At 63.0% G+C, this 16993-nt stretch carries 15 protein-coding genes; all 15 read left to right on the forward strand.

What is annotated here, in order from left to right:
• Positions 1–61: 61 nt before the first annotated feature.
• The 15 genes from C84B14_RS09085 to tolB all read left to right on the forward strand — a co-directional run bounded on the left by C84B14_RS09085 (position 62) and on the right by tolB (position 16965).
• On the forward strand, positions 62–940 hold the full coding sequence (locus C84B14_RS09085) for a MaoC family dehydratase (protein WP_353223504.1): 879 nt from the start codon (positions 62–64) through the stop codon (positions 938–940).
• Positions 941–978: 38 nt separating this feature from the next.
• Complete coding sequence (gene galU, locus C84B14_RS09090; RefSeq protein ID WP_348765500.1) at positions 979–1884, forward strand: UTP--glucose-1-phosphate uridylyltransferase GalU; 906 nt, start codon at positions 979–981, stop codon at positions 1882–1884.
• A 141-nt stretch (positions 1885–2025) separates the two neighbouring features.
• Entirely contained in the window at positions 2026–4923 is a 2898-nt protein-coding gene (locus C84B14_RS09095) for a 2-oxoglutarate dehydrogenase E1 component (protein ID WP_348765501.1), read from the forward strand.
• A 64-nt stretch (positions 4924–4987) separates the two neighbouring features.
• Complete coding sequence (gene odhB / locus C84B14_RS09100; RefSeq protein ID WP_353223506.1) at positions 4988–6316, forward strand: 2-oxoglutarate dehydrogenase complex dihydrolipoyllysine-residue succinyltransferase; 1329 nt, start codon at positions 4988–4990, stop codon at positions 6314–6316.
• A 41-nt stretch (positions 6317–6357) separates the two neighbouring features.
• Positions 6358–7794, forward strand: coding sequence for a dihydrolipoyl dehydrogenase (lpdA, locus tag C84B14_RS09105; RefSeq protein ID WP_348765503.1), 1437 nt, complete (start codon positions 6358–6360; stop codon positions 7792–7794).
• Between the two features lie 7 nt (positions 7795–7801).
• Entirely contained in the window at positions 7802–9787 is a 1986-nt protein-coding gene (locus tag C84B14_RS09110; RefSeq protein WP_353223508.1) for a potassium transporter Kup, read from the forward strand.
• Between the two features lie 96 nt (positions 9788–9883).
• Positions 9884–10633 (forward strand): YebC/PmpR family DNA-binding transcriptional regulator, encoded by a 750-nt coding sequence (locus C84B14_RS09115; RefSeq protein WP_348765505.1) that lies wholly within the window; start codon positions 9884–9886, stop codon positions 10631–10633.
• A gap of 7 nt (positions 10634–10640) precedes the next feature.
• The gene (gene ruvC, locus C84B14_RS09120) at positions 10641–11153 is read left to right on the forward strand and encodes a crossover junction endodeoxyribonuclease RuvC (RefSeq protein ID WP_348765506.1); all 513 of its coding nucleotides are present in this window, start codon (positions 10641–10643) and stop codon (positions 11151–11153) included.
• Positions 11150–11773, forward strand: coding sequence for a Holliday junction branch migration protein RuvA (gene ruvA / locus C84B14_RS09125; protein ID WP_293625022.1), 624 nt, complete (start codon positions 11150–11152; stop codon positions 11771–11773). Before ruvC ends, ruvA begins: the two co-directional genes overlap by 4 nt.
• A gap of 1 nt (position 11774) precedes the next feature.
• A complete protein-coding gene (gene ruvB / locus C84B14_RS09130; RefSeq protein WP_353223511.1) occupies positions 11775–12830 on the forward strand; it encodes a Holliday junction branch migration DNA helicase RuvB in 1056 nt (351 codons plus the stop codon).
• On the forward strand, positions 12823–13242 hold the full coding sequence (gene ybgC, locus C84B14_RS09135) for a tol-pal system-associated acyl-CoA thioesterase (protein ID WP_353223513.1): 420 nt from the start codon (positions 12823–12825) through the stop codon (positions 13240–13242). The genes ruvB and ybgC overlap by 8 nt, the downstream gene beginning before the upstream one ends.
• Positions 13239–13994, forward strand: a complete 756-nt coding sequence (tolQ, locus tag C84B14_RS09140; RefSeq protein ID WP_353223515.1) for a protein TolQ — start codon at positions 13239–13241, stop codon at positions 13992–13994. Before ybgC ends, tolQ begins: the two co-directional genes overlap by 4 nt.
• Positions 13995–14024: 30 nt before the next feature.
• The gene (tolR, locus tag C84B14_RS09145; protein ID WP_348765510.1) at positions 14025–14465 is read left to right on the forward strand and encodes a protein TolR; all 441 of its coding nucleotides are present in this window, start codon (positions 14025–14027) and stop codon (positions 14463–14465) included.
• A gap of 2 nt (positions 14466–14467) precedes the next feature.
• Complete coding sequence (gene tolA / locus C84B14_RS09150) at positions 14468–15658, forward strand: cell envelope integrity protein TolA (protein WP_353223517.1); 1191 nt, start codon at positions 14468–14470, stop codon at positions 15656–15658.
• Complete coding sequence (gene tolB / locus C84B14_RS09155; RefSeq protein WP_348765512.1) at positions 15655–16965, forward strand: Tol-Pal system beta propeller repeat protein TolB; 1311 nt, start codon at positions 15655–15657, stop codon at positions 16963–16965. Before tolA ends, tolB begins: the two co-directional genes overlap by 4 nt.
• The last annotated feature ends 28 nt before the right edge of the window (positions 16966–16993 follow it).

The raw sequence follows: 16993 nt of genomic DNA on the forward strand, positions 1-16993 counted from the left end.
TGTTGTTTCGCCCCAGTAAAGGGGTTAACGTCGCTGCTAAACCAACCCGACCCCATAGGCGATGGCAAACGAAACCCGGCTCGAATACGACTCTCTTCCGGCGGTTGCGCCGTCCTATCTACGGGCCGCGACGACGCTGTCGGGCGGCCTGTCCGGCGATGAAACCATACCGCCGATCGTTGCAGAACTGCCGGATCTCGAGGTCCGCGCCGAAGAGCTGGCGAAGTATCGCAAGGTGTGCGGTTTTCAGCATTCGCCGCATTTGCCGGTCACCTATCCCCATGTGCTGGCCTTTCCCATGCACATGGCGGTACTCACCCACAAGCGTTTTCCGCTCAAGCTGCTGGGCCTGATTCATCTGCGTAACCAGATTACCCAGTATCGGGCCATCGAGACCGCGGAAAAGCTGCATATCGAGGTCAGCGTCGGCGGCCATCGGGAAGTCGAGAAGGGCGTCGAGTTCGATCTGGTCACGCGCGTGCGCGACCGGGCCGGCGAACTGATCTGGCAGGAAGACAGTTCGATGCTTTCGCGCCAGAAAACCAACGTACCCAAGTCGCCCAAGAAGAAGCACGACGACGGGCTCGGCTTCGATATCGAAGAAGAAGTCACCTGGGACGTGCCCGAAAACATCGGGCGCCGCTATGCCAGCGCGGCGGGCGACTACAACCCGATCCACCTGAGCCCCTGGAGCGCGAAGCTGTTCGGTTTTCCGCGCGCCATCGCGACCGGCATGTGGACCAAGGCACGCGCCGCGGCGGAACTCGAGCCGAAGCTCGAGCAGGCCGCCTATACGCTGACGCTGGGTTTCAAGAAACCGGTCTTCCTGCCGAGCAAGGCCCGCTTTGCCTACAGCCTTGGCGCACAGGGCGCGGATTTTGCATTGACCAATCCCAAAGGCGATATCGTCCACCTGCTTGGCGATATACGCTATCTCTAGATTTAAATTCGAAGGGCTGACAAGCCAAAGGATCGACTATGCGTATTCGTAAGGCGGTGTTCCCGGTCGCAGGGCTGGGCACGCGTTTTCTGCCGGCAACCAAGGCCAGCGCCAAAGAGATCCTGCCGGTGGTGGACAAGCCGCTGATCCAGTATGCGGTCAAGGAGGCGATCGCAGCCGGCGCCGAGGAAATGGTGTTCATCACGAGTCACACCAAGAACTCGATCATGGATCATTTCGATCGGGACTATGAGCTGGAAGCCACGCTCGAGGCCAAGGGCAAGGAAGAATTGCTGCAGGCGGTCAAGGACGTACTACCGCCGGGTATCAGCTGTGTCTATATCCGCCAGCCCGAGCAGATGGGCCTTGGTCATGCCATCAGCTGCGCATTGCCGGCCGTGGGCGACCAGGATTTCGCCGTCATCCTCGCTGACGACTTGATCGCGGGCTCCTTCCAGCCGTGCATGGCGCAGATGCAGCGGGTGTATCAGGAGTACGGCACGAGCGTGCTCGCGGTACAGCGCGTGCCCTGGGAAGAAACCTACAAGTACGGCATTGTGGAAGTGGAGCCGATCGGCCCCGGGCTGTCCGAAATTCGCGGCATCGTGGAAAAACCCGATCCGGACAAGGCCCCGTCGAATCTGGCCGTGGTCGGCCGCTATATCCTCACGCCACGCATATTCCGGCTGCTGGACAAGACCAAGCCCGGTGCGGGGGGCGAGATCCAGCTCACCGACGCCATCGAGGCACTGATGGGCGAGCAGACCGTGCTGGCCTACGAGTTCGAAGGCACCCGCTACGACTGCGGCAGCAAGTTCGGCTACCTCAAGGCCAACGTCGAAATGGGGCTTCAGCACCACGAGATCGGCGACGAGTTTCGCAGCTACCTCAAAAACCTCACGGCGGGCTGGGACGAAGAAGACGATGCGAACAAGACTGGCTGAGACCGGCCCGTGTTCGGTCACGGGCAAGGGTACGGTTTGTTATCATTAGCGGCCATCGCGGCGCCCGCCGGCAGGCGTCGCATCGGCACGGTTTGAACGAGGCGATCCCGGCGCCTCGACACGGCCACAGGGCCTTAGTCTATGAAAAGCGAACTTAACGACAAGTTCATCGAGAATTCTCCTCTGTTCGGCGGCAACGCAGCCTACGTCGAGTCCTACTACGAGCAATATCTCAAGGATCCCGACTCGGTCGAGCCGAGCTGGCGCGAGTACTTCAAGAGCCTTAACGGCGATGGCGCTGAAGACGTCGCGCACGGGCCGATTCGCGACTCGTTCGTGGATACCCAGGCCTCGGCGGGCCAGGGCGCGCGGCCGCGGGCAAGCATGTCGCAGCGCGCCGCCCAGAAGCAGGCAGGCGTGCTACGCCTGATCAACTATTACCGCATGCGCGGCCACCAGGCCGCCGATCTGGACCCGCTCGGCCTCTACGAGCGTCCGAACGTGCCGGACCTGGACCCGGCTTTTCACGGGCTGGGCGAAGCGGATATGGATACCGTCTTCAACACCGGGTCGCTGTTCACCGAAGCCGACGAACTGCCGCTGCGCGATATCATCGACATCTGCAAGCGGGTGTACACGGGTACGATCGGCACCGAGTACATGTACATCACCGACACCCGCCAGAAGCGCTGGATTCAGCGCCGCCTCGAGGCCAGCGTCGACAAGCCGCGCCTGAACGAAAAGGAAAAGCGGGAAGTACTGCGCCAGCTGACCGCGGCAGAAGGCATCGAGCGCTATCTGCATACCAAGTATGTCGGGCAGAAGCGCTTCTCGCTGGAAGGCGCCGACAGCATGATCCCGGCGCTGGATGAAGTGGTGCGCTCGGCCGCGCGTAGCCACGTGGACGAGATCGTGATCGGCATGGCCCATCGTGGCCGCCTGAACGTGCTCGTGAACATCCTCGGCAAGTCGCCGAAGGAGTTGTTCGCCGAATTCGAAGGCGACTACGACCTCGACGAACTCGAGATGTCGGGCGACGTGAAGTATCACATGGGTTTCTCTACCGACATCGAAATCGAAGACGAGCGCGTGCATCTCGTGCTGGCCTTCAACCCCTCGCATCTCGAGGCGGTGAATCCGGTGGTACAGGGCTCGGTCAAGGCGCGCCAGGAGCGCCGCCACGACGAAGAAGGCGAGACGATTCTGCCGGTGCTCATCCACGGCGATGCGTCGTTTGCCGGCCAGGGCATCGTCATGGAGACGCTGCAGCTGTCGCAGGCCGAAGGCTATGCCACCGGCGGCACCGTGCATCTGGTGGTGAACAACCAGCTCGGTTTCACCATGCAGAACCCGATCACCGCCAAGCTGGGTGAGGTCTCGCGTACGTCGCAGTACTGCACCGACATCGCCAAGATGCTCGAAGCGCCGGTGTTTCACGTCAACGGCGACGACCCGGAAGCAGTCGTGTTCGTCACCCGTCTGGCCATGGATTACCGCGAGACGTTCGGCAAGGACGTGATCGTCGACATGATCTGCTATCGGCGCCATGGCCATAACGAGGCAGACGAGCCGGCGGTCACCCAGCCGCTGATGTACCAGAAGGTCAAGCAGATGGAGACGACCCGCAAGCTGTATGCGGGCAAGCTCGAATCCGAAGGCCTGATCGACAAGGACGAAGCCCAGCAGTTCGCCGACGCCTATCGCGACGGCCTCGACGAAGGCAAGAACATCTCGCGCACCACGCTCGGCCTGGTCGGCAACGAACATACCGTGGACTGGGCGCGCTACAGCCGGCAGCGCTGGTCGGATATCGTCGACACCTCGGTGCCGGTGGAAACGCTGCAGCGGCTCGCCTCGCGGCTGCATGACCTGCCCGACAGCTTCGAGCTGCACAAGCGCGCACAGCGCATCATCGATGATCGCGGCAAGATGGCCGCCGGCGCTTCGCGTATCGACTGGGGCTTTGCCGAGCATATGGCCTATGCGACCCTGCTCGACGACGGCTTCAACGTGCGCCTGTCCGGTCAGGACTCCGGCCGTGGCACGTTCTTCCATCGCCACTCGGTGCTCTACAACCAGAAGGACGGTCAGAAGTTCATTCCGTTGAAGCATGTGGGCCGCGAAAGCGCGATGTTCACGGTCAACGACACGCTGCTTTCCGAGGCGGGCGTGCTCGGCTTCGAGTATGGCTACGCCACCGCCGATCCGTCGACGCTCACCATCTGGGAAGCCCAGTTCGGTGACTTCGTCAACGGTGCTCAGGTGATCATCGACCAGTTCATCTCCAGCGGTCAGGCCAAGTGGGGCCGGCTGTGCGGCTTGGTGATGTTCCTTCCGCACGGCTATGAAGGCCAGGGCCCGGAGCATTCCTCGGCACGACTGGAGCGTTTTCTGCAGCTGTGCGCCGAGCGCCACATGATTGTCTGCGTACCGTCCACGCCGGCGCAGTGGTTCCACCTGTTGCGCCAGCAGATGGTGCGCGATCTGCGCATGCCGCTGGTGGTGCTCACGCCCAAGAGCCTGCTGCGTCATCGGCTGTCGACCTCGACGCTCGAGGATTTGGCCGAGGGCCAGTTCAACTTCGTCATCGACGAGCCCGACAGCATCGACGACGACGCCATCGAGCGCGTCGTGTTCTGTAGCGGCAAGGTCTACTACGATTTGTATCAGGCTCGTGAAGAGCGCGAACTCGACAACGTGGCGCTGGTGCGTATCGAACAGCTCTATCCGTTCCCGGCCAACGACTACGCGGCGGTGCTCGATCGCTACAAGAACGCCGAGGAGGTGGTGTGGTGCCAGGAAGAGCCGGAGAATCAGGGCGCCTGGTATCAGATCAAGCATCGCCTGCAGGTGCCGCTGGCCGAACGCCACGAGCTGCTCTATGCCACACGCCCGGGTGCGGCGACGACCGCCGCGGGTTACCACAAGCTGCACGTCAAGCAGCAGGAAGCGGTGGTCGACGCAGGCCTGACCGGCGGCGAGCGCCTCGTGGACAAGGGCAAGGCGCAGACGCGCAAGTCTCGTTCCAAGAAGAAGTGATATTGGCCGCGCGCTAGCACGCGGATTCACGTCAACGATCTCGACAAGTTAGGAAACACCAAGCATGGCCACAGAAGTCAAAGTCCCGGAGCTTCCGGAATCCGTCAGCGAAGCCACCGTGGGTGAGTGGCAGAAGAACAAGGGCGACAAGGTCGGCCGCGACGAGAACCTCGTCGACCTCGAGACCGACAAGGTCGTGCTCGAAGTGCCCTCGACCTCGGCGGGCGTGCTCGCCGAAATCAAGGTGTCCGCCGGCGATACCGTCAAGGCGGGCGACGTGCTGGCCATCGTCGAGGAAGGTGACGGCTCGGATGCCGGCGACGACGGTGACGACGACACGTCGGACGACGACAAGAAAGCCGCGGCCGACGACGACAGCGACGCCAAGAGCGACGAAGCCGAAGACGAGGCCGCAGAAAAGGCCGATTCGGGCGACGACGAGGCGATCGCCAGTCCTGCAGCCAAGAAGCTGATGGACGAAAACGATGTGGCCGCGCGCAATGTCGAAGGCACCGGCAAGGACGGCCGGATCACCAAGGCCGACGTGCAGAAGGCGATCGACAACAAGGGCGATTCCAAGCCGGCCCAGGGCGAAGACAAATCGCAGTCGCGCGCCGACTCCAGTTCCGAGCGCGAGGAGCAGGCCGTATCCGAACAGGCCGACCGTCAGGCCCTCGCCGATGCCCCCAGCGAACGCACCGAGCAGCGCGTACCGATGACGCGTATTCGCCAGCGCATTGCCGAGCGCCTGCTGGATGCCAGCCAGAACACCGCCATGCTCACGACCTTCAACGAGGTCGACATGAAGGCGGTGATGGATCTGCGCAATCAGTACAAGGACAAGTTCGAGAAGGATCACGAAGTCCGTCTCGGCTTCATGTCGTTCTTCGTCAAGGCCGCGGTCGAAGCCCTCAAGCGCTTCCCGATCGTCAACGCCTCCATCGACGAAGGCGATATCGTCTATCACGGCTTCTACGATATCGGCGTGGCCGTATCCTCGCCGCGAGGCCTGCTGGTCCCGGTGCTGCGCGATGCCGATCAGCAGTCCTACGCGCAGATCGAATCCACGATCCGGGACCTCGGCAAGCGTGCCCAGGAAGGCAAGGTCACCATGGACGAAATGAGTGGCGGTACCTTCACGATCACCAACGGCGGCGTGTTCGGCTCACTGCTGTCGACGCCGATCATCAACCCGCCGCAGGCCGCGATTCTCGGCATGCATGCCACCAACGACAAGCCGGTGGTGGTTGACGGCGAAATCGTGATCCGCCCGGTCATGCAGCTCGCGCTGTCCTATGATCACCGCCTCATTGACGGCCGCGACGCGGTGCTGTTCCTGCGCACGATCAAGGAACTCATCGAAGATCCGGCCCGGTTGCTGCTGCAGGTCTAGGCCCACATCGGTAACCGTCACACGTAATTGCAAGGAAAAGCATGAGCAAGGAATTCGATGTCGTCGTTATCGGCGCCGGTCCGGCGGGTTATGTCGCTGCCATTCGCGCGGCACAGCTGGGCATGGACGTGGCCTGTATCGACAAATGGCTGGACCTCAACGACAAGCCGTCGCTGGGTGGTACCTGCCTCAACGCCGGGTGTATCCCGTCGAAGGCGCTGCTCGAGTCCAGTGAGCTCTACGATCGCGCGAACAACGAGTTCGCCGATCACGGCATCAAGGCCAGCAAGGTCGAACTCGATCTGGCCAAGATGCAGAAGCGCAAGGCCGGAGTCGTCTCGCAGCTGACCGGCGGTATCGCCAGCCTGTTCAAGGCAAATGGCGTGACGTCATTCGCCGGCAGCGGTCAGGTAGTGGATTCGGGTGAGGTGCTGTTCGTCGATCACGACGGCAAGGAAACCACCTTCAAGGCCGACAAGATCATCATCGCCGCCGGTTCGGAGCCGGTCGAGCTCGATATCGCCCCCTTCGACGGCGATCGCATCGTCGATTCCTGGGGCGCGCTGGAATTCGATGAGGTGCCGAAAAAGCTGGGCGTCATCGGCGCCGGCTATATCGGCGTGGAACTGGGCAGCGTCTGGTCGCGCCTGGGTAGCGACGTGACGCTGCTGGAAGCGGTCGACGAATTCATGCCGATCGCCGATCGCGACGTGGCCAAGGAAGGCCTCAAGTCGTTCAAGAAGCAGGGCCTGGATATCCAGCTTGGTGCCCGCGTCACCGAAGCCAAGGCGACCAAGAACGGCGTCGAGGTCAAGTACACGCAGGGTGACGAATCGCATACGACCACCTTCGACCGCCTGGTGGTCGCCGTGGGCCGGCGTCCCCATACGAAAGACCTGTGTGCCAAGGGCGCGCGCGTGGAGCTCGACGACAAGGGCTTTGTTGACGTCGACGAGAGCTTTCGTACCAGCCTGCCGGGTGTCTATGCCGTCGGTGACGTGATCGGCAATCCGATGCTGGCCCACAAGGGCATGGAAGAGGGCGTCGCCGTCGCCGAAATTCTGGACGGCCAGAAGCCGCACCTGAACTACGACGTGATCCCCTCGGTGGTCTACACCCACCCGGAAATGGCCTGGGTCGGCAAGACCGAAGCACAGGTGAAGTCGGCCGGTACCGAATACCGGGTCGGCCAGGTGCCGTTCGCGGCCAATGGTCGGGCCAAGGCGCTGGCCCAGCAGGGCGGTTTCGTCAAGATGATCGCCGATGCCAACACCGATGAGATTCTGGGCGTGCACATGATCGGCCCTTACGTCTCCGAGCTGGTCCAGGAAATGGTTGTTGCCATGGAGTACAAAGCATCGAGCGAAGATATCGCCCGAATCATCCATGGACATCCCACGCTGGGCGAGACGGTGCATGAAACCGCGCTGGCCGTGGACGGGCGACCGATTCACTTCCCGCCGAAGCGCAAGAAGTAAGCGCTGAATGGCCGCAGAGGAAGAAGATCGCTCGCTAGCGAAAGGCAGCAAGAACGGTACCGGCGAAAAAGCCGATGGCGCAGGCGCTGACGGCGGCCACGACGGTACCGAAGAGCACAAGAACGGCAACGACAAGGGCCGACAGTCGTTGCCGTTTCTGTGTCTGGCGGCGCTGGGCATCGTCTACGGCGATATCGGCACCAGCCCGATCTACGCGCTACGCGAAGCGTTCTATTCGCATGACGGCATTACCGTCATGCCGGCCAATATCTTCGGCGTGCTCTCACTGCTGTTCTGGTCGCTGATCATCGTGATCTCGATCAAGTATCTGGCCGTGGTCATGCGCGCGAGCAACAACGGCGAGGGCGGGATCATCGCCCTCGTCGCTCTTCTCAACCCCTGGAAGACGGAAAAGAAGAACCGCCGTTACATGCTCATGTTGCTCGGCCTGTTCGGCGCGGCCCTGTTGTACGGCGATGGCACGATCACACCCGCGATTTCCGTGCTGAGCGCGATCGAGGGGCTTGAGGTCGCCACGCCCGCCTTCAAGCCATACATCGTACCGATCACCATCGCGATTCTGGTTGGGCTGTTTCTGATTCAGAAACGCGGTACGGCGGCTGTTGGCTCGCTGTTTGGCCCGGTCATGCTGACCTGGTTCGCCGTGCTGGGCCTGCTCGGCATCAATGGCATCGTGCATCACCCCGGCGTTATTGCCGCCGTCAACCCGATCTACGCTGCCAGCTTCTTTGCCGATAACGGCCTTGCCGGCTTCCTGGTGCTCGGCACGGTGTTCCTGGTGGTGACGGGCGGTGAGGCTTTGTACGCGGATATGGGCCATTTCGGCCTGGCGCCGATTCGTCTGGCCTGGTTCTTTCTGGTGCTGCCCGCGCTGCTGCTGAACTACTTCGGCCAGGGCGCGATGATGCTGGAAAACCCCGATATCACCCAACCATTCTACCAGATGGCGCCCGACTGGGCGCTGTATCCGGTGGTGGGCCTGGCGACGCTGGCCACGGTGATCGCTTCCCAGGCGGTCATTTCCGGCGTGTTCTCGCTTACGCGGCAAGCAGTTCAGCTCGGCCAGTTGCCGCGCCTGAACATCGTGCAAACCTCGCACGAGTCCTACGGTCAGGTTTATATCCCGTTCATGAACTGGGTGCTGATGGCTGCCACCATCGGGCTCGTGCTTGGATTCGGCTCGTCGAGCAATCTGGCTGCGGCCTATGGCGTGGCCGTGTCCATGGATATGGTCATCACCACGATCCTGGCGTTCTTCGTGGCCTATCGCTGGGGCTGGTTCCCGCGCATCGCGGGTGTGATCGCGGCCCTGCTGCTGGTGGTCGATCTCGCCTTCTTCGGCGCCAACGTATTCAAGATACCCGACGGCGGCTGGTATCCGCTGGTGGTCGCCGGCGTGATCTTCTTCGTCATGGGAACCTGGCGGCGCGGCCGCGAGCTGGTGGGTCGTCATCTCCAGGACGATACGGAGCCGCTCGACGAATTCATCGAATCGCTCGACGAACTGCCGATGCGTATCGAGGGCACCGCGGTGTTCATGACCGAGGCCACCCACAAGACGCCGCCGATGCTGCTGCATCATCTGCGTCACAACCGTGTGCTGCACGAACAGGTCATTCTGCTCACGGTCAATACGCTCGACGTACCGCGGGTACCGGCAGCGGATCGGCTCAAGATCGACGATCTGGGCCGTGGCGTGTATCGAGTGCAGGTCTATTACGGCTTCATGCAGGCCAGCAATGTGCCGGTGGCATTGCGCTTTGCCGGCGAGTTCGGCCTGGATGTGGACCTTGAACACACCACCTTCTATGTCGGTCGCGAGTCGCTGATCCCCACCAGCGAAGTGCCGGGCATGATGGTCTGGCGCGAGCATATGTTCGCGTTCATGGCACTCAACGCCACGCGGGCGACATCCTATTATCGTATTCCGCCCGAACGGGTGGTGGAACTCGGTATCCAGATAGAAATCTGATCGCGCGCGCGGCCGGGGCGAAGGCTCACCGGCCGCGCGCCGCGGCCCACGGCTGGTAGAATCCCGGCACGGTTTGCAGCGCAACCACGAGGCATTATGGCAGGCCATAGTAAATGGGCGAATATTCAGCACCGCAAGAACGCCCAGGACAAGAAGCGCGGTAAGATTTTCACCAAGATCATTCGCGAGATCACGGTGGCTGCCCGTATGGGCGGCGGCGATCCGAACGACAACCCGCGTCTGCGGCTGGCCTGGGACAAGGCGCTTGCCGCCAACATGCCCAAGGACAATATCGAACGGGCGGTCAAGCGCGGCACCGGCGACGGGCAGGGCGACAACTACGAAGAGATTCGCTACGAAGGTTACGGCCCCAATGGCGTCGCGATCATGGTCGACTGCATGACCGACAACAAGAACCGGACGGTTTCCGAGGTGCGTTACACCTTCAACCGCAACGGCGGCAATCTGGGCGCCGATGGGTCGGTGGCCTATCTGTTCGATCGCAAGGGCGTACTCACCTACGGCCCGGACAACGACGACGAAGACGTGCTCGCGCCGGCGCTGGATGCTGGTGCCGAGGATCTGGTCGAATACGAGGACGGCTCCTTCGACGTACTCACCGCGCCCGACGACTACACGCAGGTCAAGGCCGCGGTGGAAGCAGCCGGTTTTGCCCCCGATGCCGCCGATGTGACCATGCGCCCGGCAACGACTGTCGAACTCCAGGGCGAGGACGCACAGAGCTGTCTCAAGCTGCTCGATGCGCTCGAGGATCTGGACGACGTACAGAACGTCTACAGCAACGTCGAGCTGGACGCAGAGACCCTTGCCGACGCCCCGGCCTGACGGCGGCATGGCACGTATTCTCGGGATCGATCCGGGGTCCACGGTCACCGGCTTTGCGGTGATCGAGGGCGGGGCACAGCCGCGCTCCATCGTCATCGATTGTATCCGCCTGCCGCGGGTGGCTTTCCCTGTACGGCTGGGCCTCATCTTCGAACGACTGAGCGCGGTCATCAACGAGTATCGTCCCGACGAAATGGCAATCGAGGATGTGTTCGTGTCGCGCAACGCCGCGAGCGCGCTCAAGCTGGGACAGGCCCGCGGCGCGGCGATCTGTGCAGGCGCTGCGAACGGCCTGCCCGTATCGGAGTACACGCCGACCCAGATCAAGCAGGCGATCGTGGGGCGGGGCCATGCCGACAAGAAACAGATCCAGCACATGGTGCGCGTGCTGCTGGGCGTGGATGCCACCTTGCAGGCCGACGCGGCCGATGCGGCGGGCGTGGCGGTATGCCATATCCACCACAGTCGCAGTGCCGCACGTATGAAGATCGCTGCCAACACAACGGGCCGCCGGGCATGATCGGGCAATTACGCGGACGCATCATCGAAAAACAGCCGCCGCGGCTGGTCATCGACGTGGGCGGGGTCGGCTATGAAGTCGAAGCGCCGCTGTCGACCTTCTTCGCCCTCGGCGAGGGCCGGCGGCCCGGCGACAACGCCAGCCACGGCGAAGTCACGCTGCTCACGCAGATGGTCGTGCGCGAAGACGCCATGCTGCTCTACGGTTTCGCCACCGCCGACGAACGCAGCCTGTTTCGGGAGTTGATCAAGGTTTCCGGTGTCGGCGCCAAGCTCGCGTTGACCGTACTCTCGGGTATGAGCGTGGCGGATTTCGTGGCCACCATTGAAGCCGACGATGCCGCGCGGCTGACCGGGCTGCCCGGGGTGGGCAAGAAGACCGCGGCGCGCCTGCTGGTGGAAATGCGCGACAAGCTCTCCGGCACCGCGATCGCGCCGGCGCTGGCACCGGCGGCCAGCAGCGAAGCCGGCGTTGGCGACGTGCAGTCGATCGCCCGCCAGGCGTTGACCTCGCTGGGCTACAAGCCGGCCGAATCGGACCGGTTGCTCAAGGGCATCGACGCCGAGGGCATGGATAGCGAAGCCCTGATTCGCGAAGCCCTGCGCCGGGCGGTGCGCTGACATGGAAGACGCGCAACGGCTGATCGGCGCCAGTACCCAGGGCGACGAGGTGCGTTTCGACCGCGCCCTGCGCCCGCGCGGGCTGGCCGAGTACATCGGCCAGGCCAGCGTACGCGAACAAATGGAGATATTCGTCAGCGCGGCCCGGGCACGTGGCGAAGCGCTCGACCATGTACTGATCTTCGGACCGCCGGGTCTGGGCAAGACCACGCTCGCGCACGTCATCGCCAACGAAATGCAGGTCGGCTTTCGCCAGACCTCGGGCCCGGTGCTGGAACGCCCGGGCGATCTGGCCGCCTTGCTGACCAACCTCGAGCCCAACGACGTACTGTTCATCGACGAAATCCACCGGTTGTCGCCGGTGGTCGAGGAAGTGCTTTATCCCGCGCTCGAGGACTACCAGATCGATATCGTCATCGGCGAAGGTCCGGCGGCGCGTTCGATCAAGCTCGACCTTCCGGCATTCACCCTGGTGGGTGCGACCACCCGCGCCGGCGCTCTGACCTCGCCGCTGCGCGATCGTTTCGGTATCGCCCAGCGCCTGGAGTTCTATTCGCATACCGACCTGGGGCATATCGTCACCCGTTCGGCCGCCATTCTCGAGGTGTCGATCGACGAGGCAGGCGCAGCCGAGATCGCACGCCGCGCCCGGGGCACGCCGCGCGTGGCCAATCGCCTGCTGCGGCGCGTACGCGACTATGCCGAAGTCCGCGCCGACGGCCGTATCAGCCATGCCGTGGCACGCCAGGCTATGGACATGCTCAAGGTGGACGACAACGGCTTCGACATCATGGACCGCAAGCTCCTTGGCGCGCTGCTCGAAAAGTTCGACGGCGGCCCGGTCGGCGTGGAAAGCCTCGCGGCCGCGATCGGCGAAGCACGCGAAACCATCGAAGACGTCATCGAGCCCTATCTGATCCAGCAGGGCTTCATGATGCGCACGCCCCGTGGCCGTCTTGCCACCCAGGCCAGCTATCGCCACTTCGGTCTGGCGCAGCCGGCCGGCCGGGACGCCGGCGCGGCGGACCTGTTCAACCCGATGCCCGGCGATGACTGACACGCAGACCTTGGAGCAAACCGCCATGCGCTACCGGGTACGCGTGTTCTACGAGGACACCGATGCCAGCGGCGTGGTCTATCACGCCAACTATCTGAAGTACCTCGAGCGCGCGCGCACCCTGTGGCTGGAGGCCCAGGGGCACAGCCATCGCAGCCTCGCCGAGAGCCACGGCATCGCATTCACGCTGGCCGACGCCAAGCTTCAGTTCAAGCAGCCGGCACGTCTGGACGACGATATCGAAGTGCTCACGACGGTAGCCGATCAGCGGCGTGCCCGCATCATTTTCGAGCAGACCATTCGCCGCGAAAAAACCGTGCTTATTCAGGCACGATTCACCGTGGCGTGTGTCAGAATCCACGATTTCCGGCCCTGTGCGCTGCCGGAGTTATTGCAAAAGGAGATGCAATGAACGTTGCGACGGACATGTCCCTGTGGGGGCTGGTCATGCAGGCAAGCCTGCTCGTCAAACTCGTCATGCTTGCGTTGTTGTTGGCATCCGTTGTGTCCTGGATCCTCATCTTCAGCAAACGACGCCTGCTCAGCCAGACCCAGAACGACATGGAATGGTTCGAGGATCGTTTCTGGTCGGGCGGCAACCTCAAGGATATCTACGCGGAAACCCAGGCCCAGGCCGACACCAGCCGCGGCATGCCGTCGTTGTTCAAGAACGGCTACGACGAGCTGCGTCGTCAGCGCAGCACCGGCAACGCGAGTCCGCAGGAAATCGTGCCGTCGGTCCAGCGCGCCATGCGCGTGGCCCTGTCGCGGGAACTCGAACGCCTCGAACGCGGTCTGGCCGTGCTGGCAACGATCGGCTCGATCAGCCCCTATGTGGGCCTGTTCGGCACCGTGTGGGGCATCATGAGCGCCTTCATTGCCCTCGGTAACGTCAAACAGGCCAGCCTGTCGATGGTTGCCCCCGGTATTGCCGAAGCGCTGATCGCCACCGCCATGGGCCTGTTCGCGGCCATCCCGGCGGTCGTGGCCTACAACTTCTTCAGCAACAAGGTCGACTTCATCGAGAATCGCTTTCAGACCTTCATGGAAGAGATGTCCGGCATCGTCGAGCGCGGCGTGAACGCTGCCACGCCCGCGCCGCGGGCCGCGCAGGACAAACCCCGCCCGGCGCCGGAACCCGCGCGTACGCCGCCCGAGCTTTAATCCTGCCGCCTGTCTTCGGAACTACTGACTATGTCTATTCGAGGAAAACGTCGGCTGGCCAGCGAGATCAACGTCGTGCCCTATATCGACGTCATGCTCGTGCTGCTGATCATCTTCATGGTCACCGCACCGTTGTTGACCACCGGTGTGGAAGTCGACCTGCCGGACGCTTCTGCCCAGGTACTGGATACCGAGGACAACGATCCGATCGTGCTCTCGGTCACCCAGGACGGCCAGCTGTATCTCAACGTCGGCGCTAACCCAGACCAGCCCTTGTCCAGCGACGAAGTGACCGATATCGCCTCGCGCGTGATTCGCGAACGGCCCGAGGCACCGGTGGCGGTGCGCGGCGACGGCTCCGGCAGCTACGGCAACGTGGTACGCGGCATGGTGATGCTGCAGCGCGCGGGCGCGTCGCAGGTGGGGCTGCTCACCGATAATATCGACGACGACAGCACGAGCGAACGCTGACAATGTGGCAGGGATTCGCCGAGAACTGGCGCGCGGTCATCCTCGCGATCGGCCTGCACGTGCTGATTGCGCTGCTGCTGATCGTGGGCGTGAACTTCTTCACCGACGCCTCGTCACGGGGCAATCACGGCCAGAAGATCGTCAACGCCTCCGTGATCAATCCGGATTCGGTGAGTACGGACATGCCGGACGCGGTTTCGCCGGCCGCCGCGCCTGAGGCGCCGCCCGCTGAAGCCGAGCCTGAGCCCGAGCCGGAAGACGACAGCGCAGCCGAGCAGAAGGCAGCGGCAGAGAAGAAACAGGCTGCCGAGGCCAAGGCTGCGCGCGAGAAAGCGGAAAGCGAACGCCAGGCCAAGGAAGAAGCCGCGGCCGCGGCCAAGGCCAAGCGCGAAGCCGATGCAAAAGCCACGCGTGAAGCCGAGGCCAAGGCCCAGGCACAGAAGAAAGCCGAGGCGGAACGCAACGCGAAAGCCGAGGCCGAACGTAAAGCCAAGGCGGAAGCCGAACGCAAGGCCAAGGCACAGGCTGAAGCAAAGAAAAAGGCCGAAGCCGAGGCCAAGGCGAAAGCCGAAGCCCAGCGCAAGGCAGAGGCCGAAGCAGCACGCAAGAAAGCCGAGGCCGAAAAACAGGCGCAGGCCGAAGCCGAGCGCAAAGCCAAGGCCGAAGCCGAGCGCAAGGCCAAGGCGCAGGCCGAGGCCAAGAAGAAGGCCGAGGCCAAGAAGAAGGCCGAAGCCGAGGCGCAGGCCAAAGCCGAAGCCCAGCGCAAGGCCGAGGCGGAAAAACAGGCACGCGAAGAAGCCGCGCGCAAGGCCCGTGCCGAGGCCCAGCGCCAGGCAGCGGCCGAGCAGGCAGCGCGTGAAGCAGCCATGCGTGAAGCGATGCAGCAGGAGGCTGCGGGGCGCCGCAACGCAGCGAATTCACGGGCGCTGGGCGCCTATGTTCAAGCGATCAAGGATCGTGTGGAGTCGAACTGGGTGCGTCCGCCGGGCGCGCGCAATATTTCCTGTAAAGTACGGGTGAAACAGTTGCCCGGCGGCCAGATCACGGGCTTTCGTCTGCTCGGATCCTGTGGAAGCGCGGCAGTGGATCGCTCGGTGGAACAGGCGATTCGCAAATCCGACCCGTTGCCGCGGGCCCCGTCGGACAGCGTCTTTTCTTCTGAAATCGAGTTCAATTTCGAGCCGGATCAATGAAACAAATTCTCGTTAGAACCCAAGCTGCGCTCGCCGCCCTGATCGTGCTGGCGGCAATGGCATCGGCGCCGGCCCAGGCTGCGCTGCAGGTCGACATTACCGACAGCGCACAGAGCGCGATACCGATCGCGATTTCGCCGTTTGGCAGTAGCGGCGGTGCGCTGCCGGTCGACGTGGCCCAGGTGGCCAGCGACGATCTGAAGTCCACCGGCCTGTTCGACGTCACCGAACGCCGCAACATGGCCGAAACGCCGAGCAGCGCCGACCAGGTGAACTACCAGACCTGGCGCAGCTCCTCGGTGGATAATCTCGTGGTCGGCTCGGCCGCGCCCAACGGGCAGGGCGGTTACCGGATCACCTTCGATCTGCTCGACGTGTATCAGGGCCGTTCGATCGCAAGCTTTCAGATCAACGCCGGGCGTAACGAACTGCGCGATGCCGCGCATACCGTGGCCAACCTGATCTACGAGAAATTCGTGGGCGAGAAGGGATACTTCCTCTCGCGGATCGCCTATATCACCATGGCGAAGGAGAACGGCGCCCTACGCTATCGCCTGATCGTATCCGACTACGACGGCAACAACCCGGCGACCGTGTATTCCTCGCGCGACCCGATCATGTCGCCGGCCTGGTCGCCGGACGGCTCGAAGCTGGCCTACGTGGCCTTCGATATCAACCGCGGTCGCAGCAGCCTGCGGGTGCAGGATCTGGCCACCGGCAATATCCGCGAGATTTCGTCGCGCGAAGGTATTAACGGCGCGCCGGCCTGGTCGCCGGACGGACGAAAACTGGCGATGACGCTGTCGTATCGCGGCAATCCGGATATCTACAGCTACGATCTGACCACCAATCAGCTTACCCAGCTGACCAATAACGGCGCCATCGACACGGAAGCCAGCTGGTCGCCCGACGGCAGCCGTATCGCCTTCACATCCGATCGTGGCGGCAAGCCGCAGGTCTATCAGATGCGTAGCGATGGCAGCCAGGTCCAACGCCTGACGTTCGAAGGCGACAGCAACCAGCGCGCGACCTATTCGCCGGATGGCGGTGAAGTCGCGATGGTTCAGAAAAGCGGCAACGGTTTCCGTATTGCAGTTATGGATCTGCAGAACAATAATATCCGTATCGTAAGCGAAGGCCCGCTCGACGACGGCCCGGATTTCGCGCCGAACGGCCAAGCCATCATCTATGCCCGCCAGGGCCGCAACAACGAATTGGCCACGGTATCCACGGACGGCCAGACCCGATCGCGTCTTTCCCAGAGTGGCGAAGTGCGCGAGCCGGCCTGGGGTCCGCTGGGTTATTGATACCGTCGATCAATTCGTTAAAGAAAAG

This window comes from Salinisphaera sp. C84B14 (assembly GCF_040361435.1).
Classification (GTDB): domain Bacteria; phylum Pseudomonadota; class Gammaproteobacteria; order Nevskiales; family Salinisphaeraceae; genus Salinisphaera.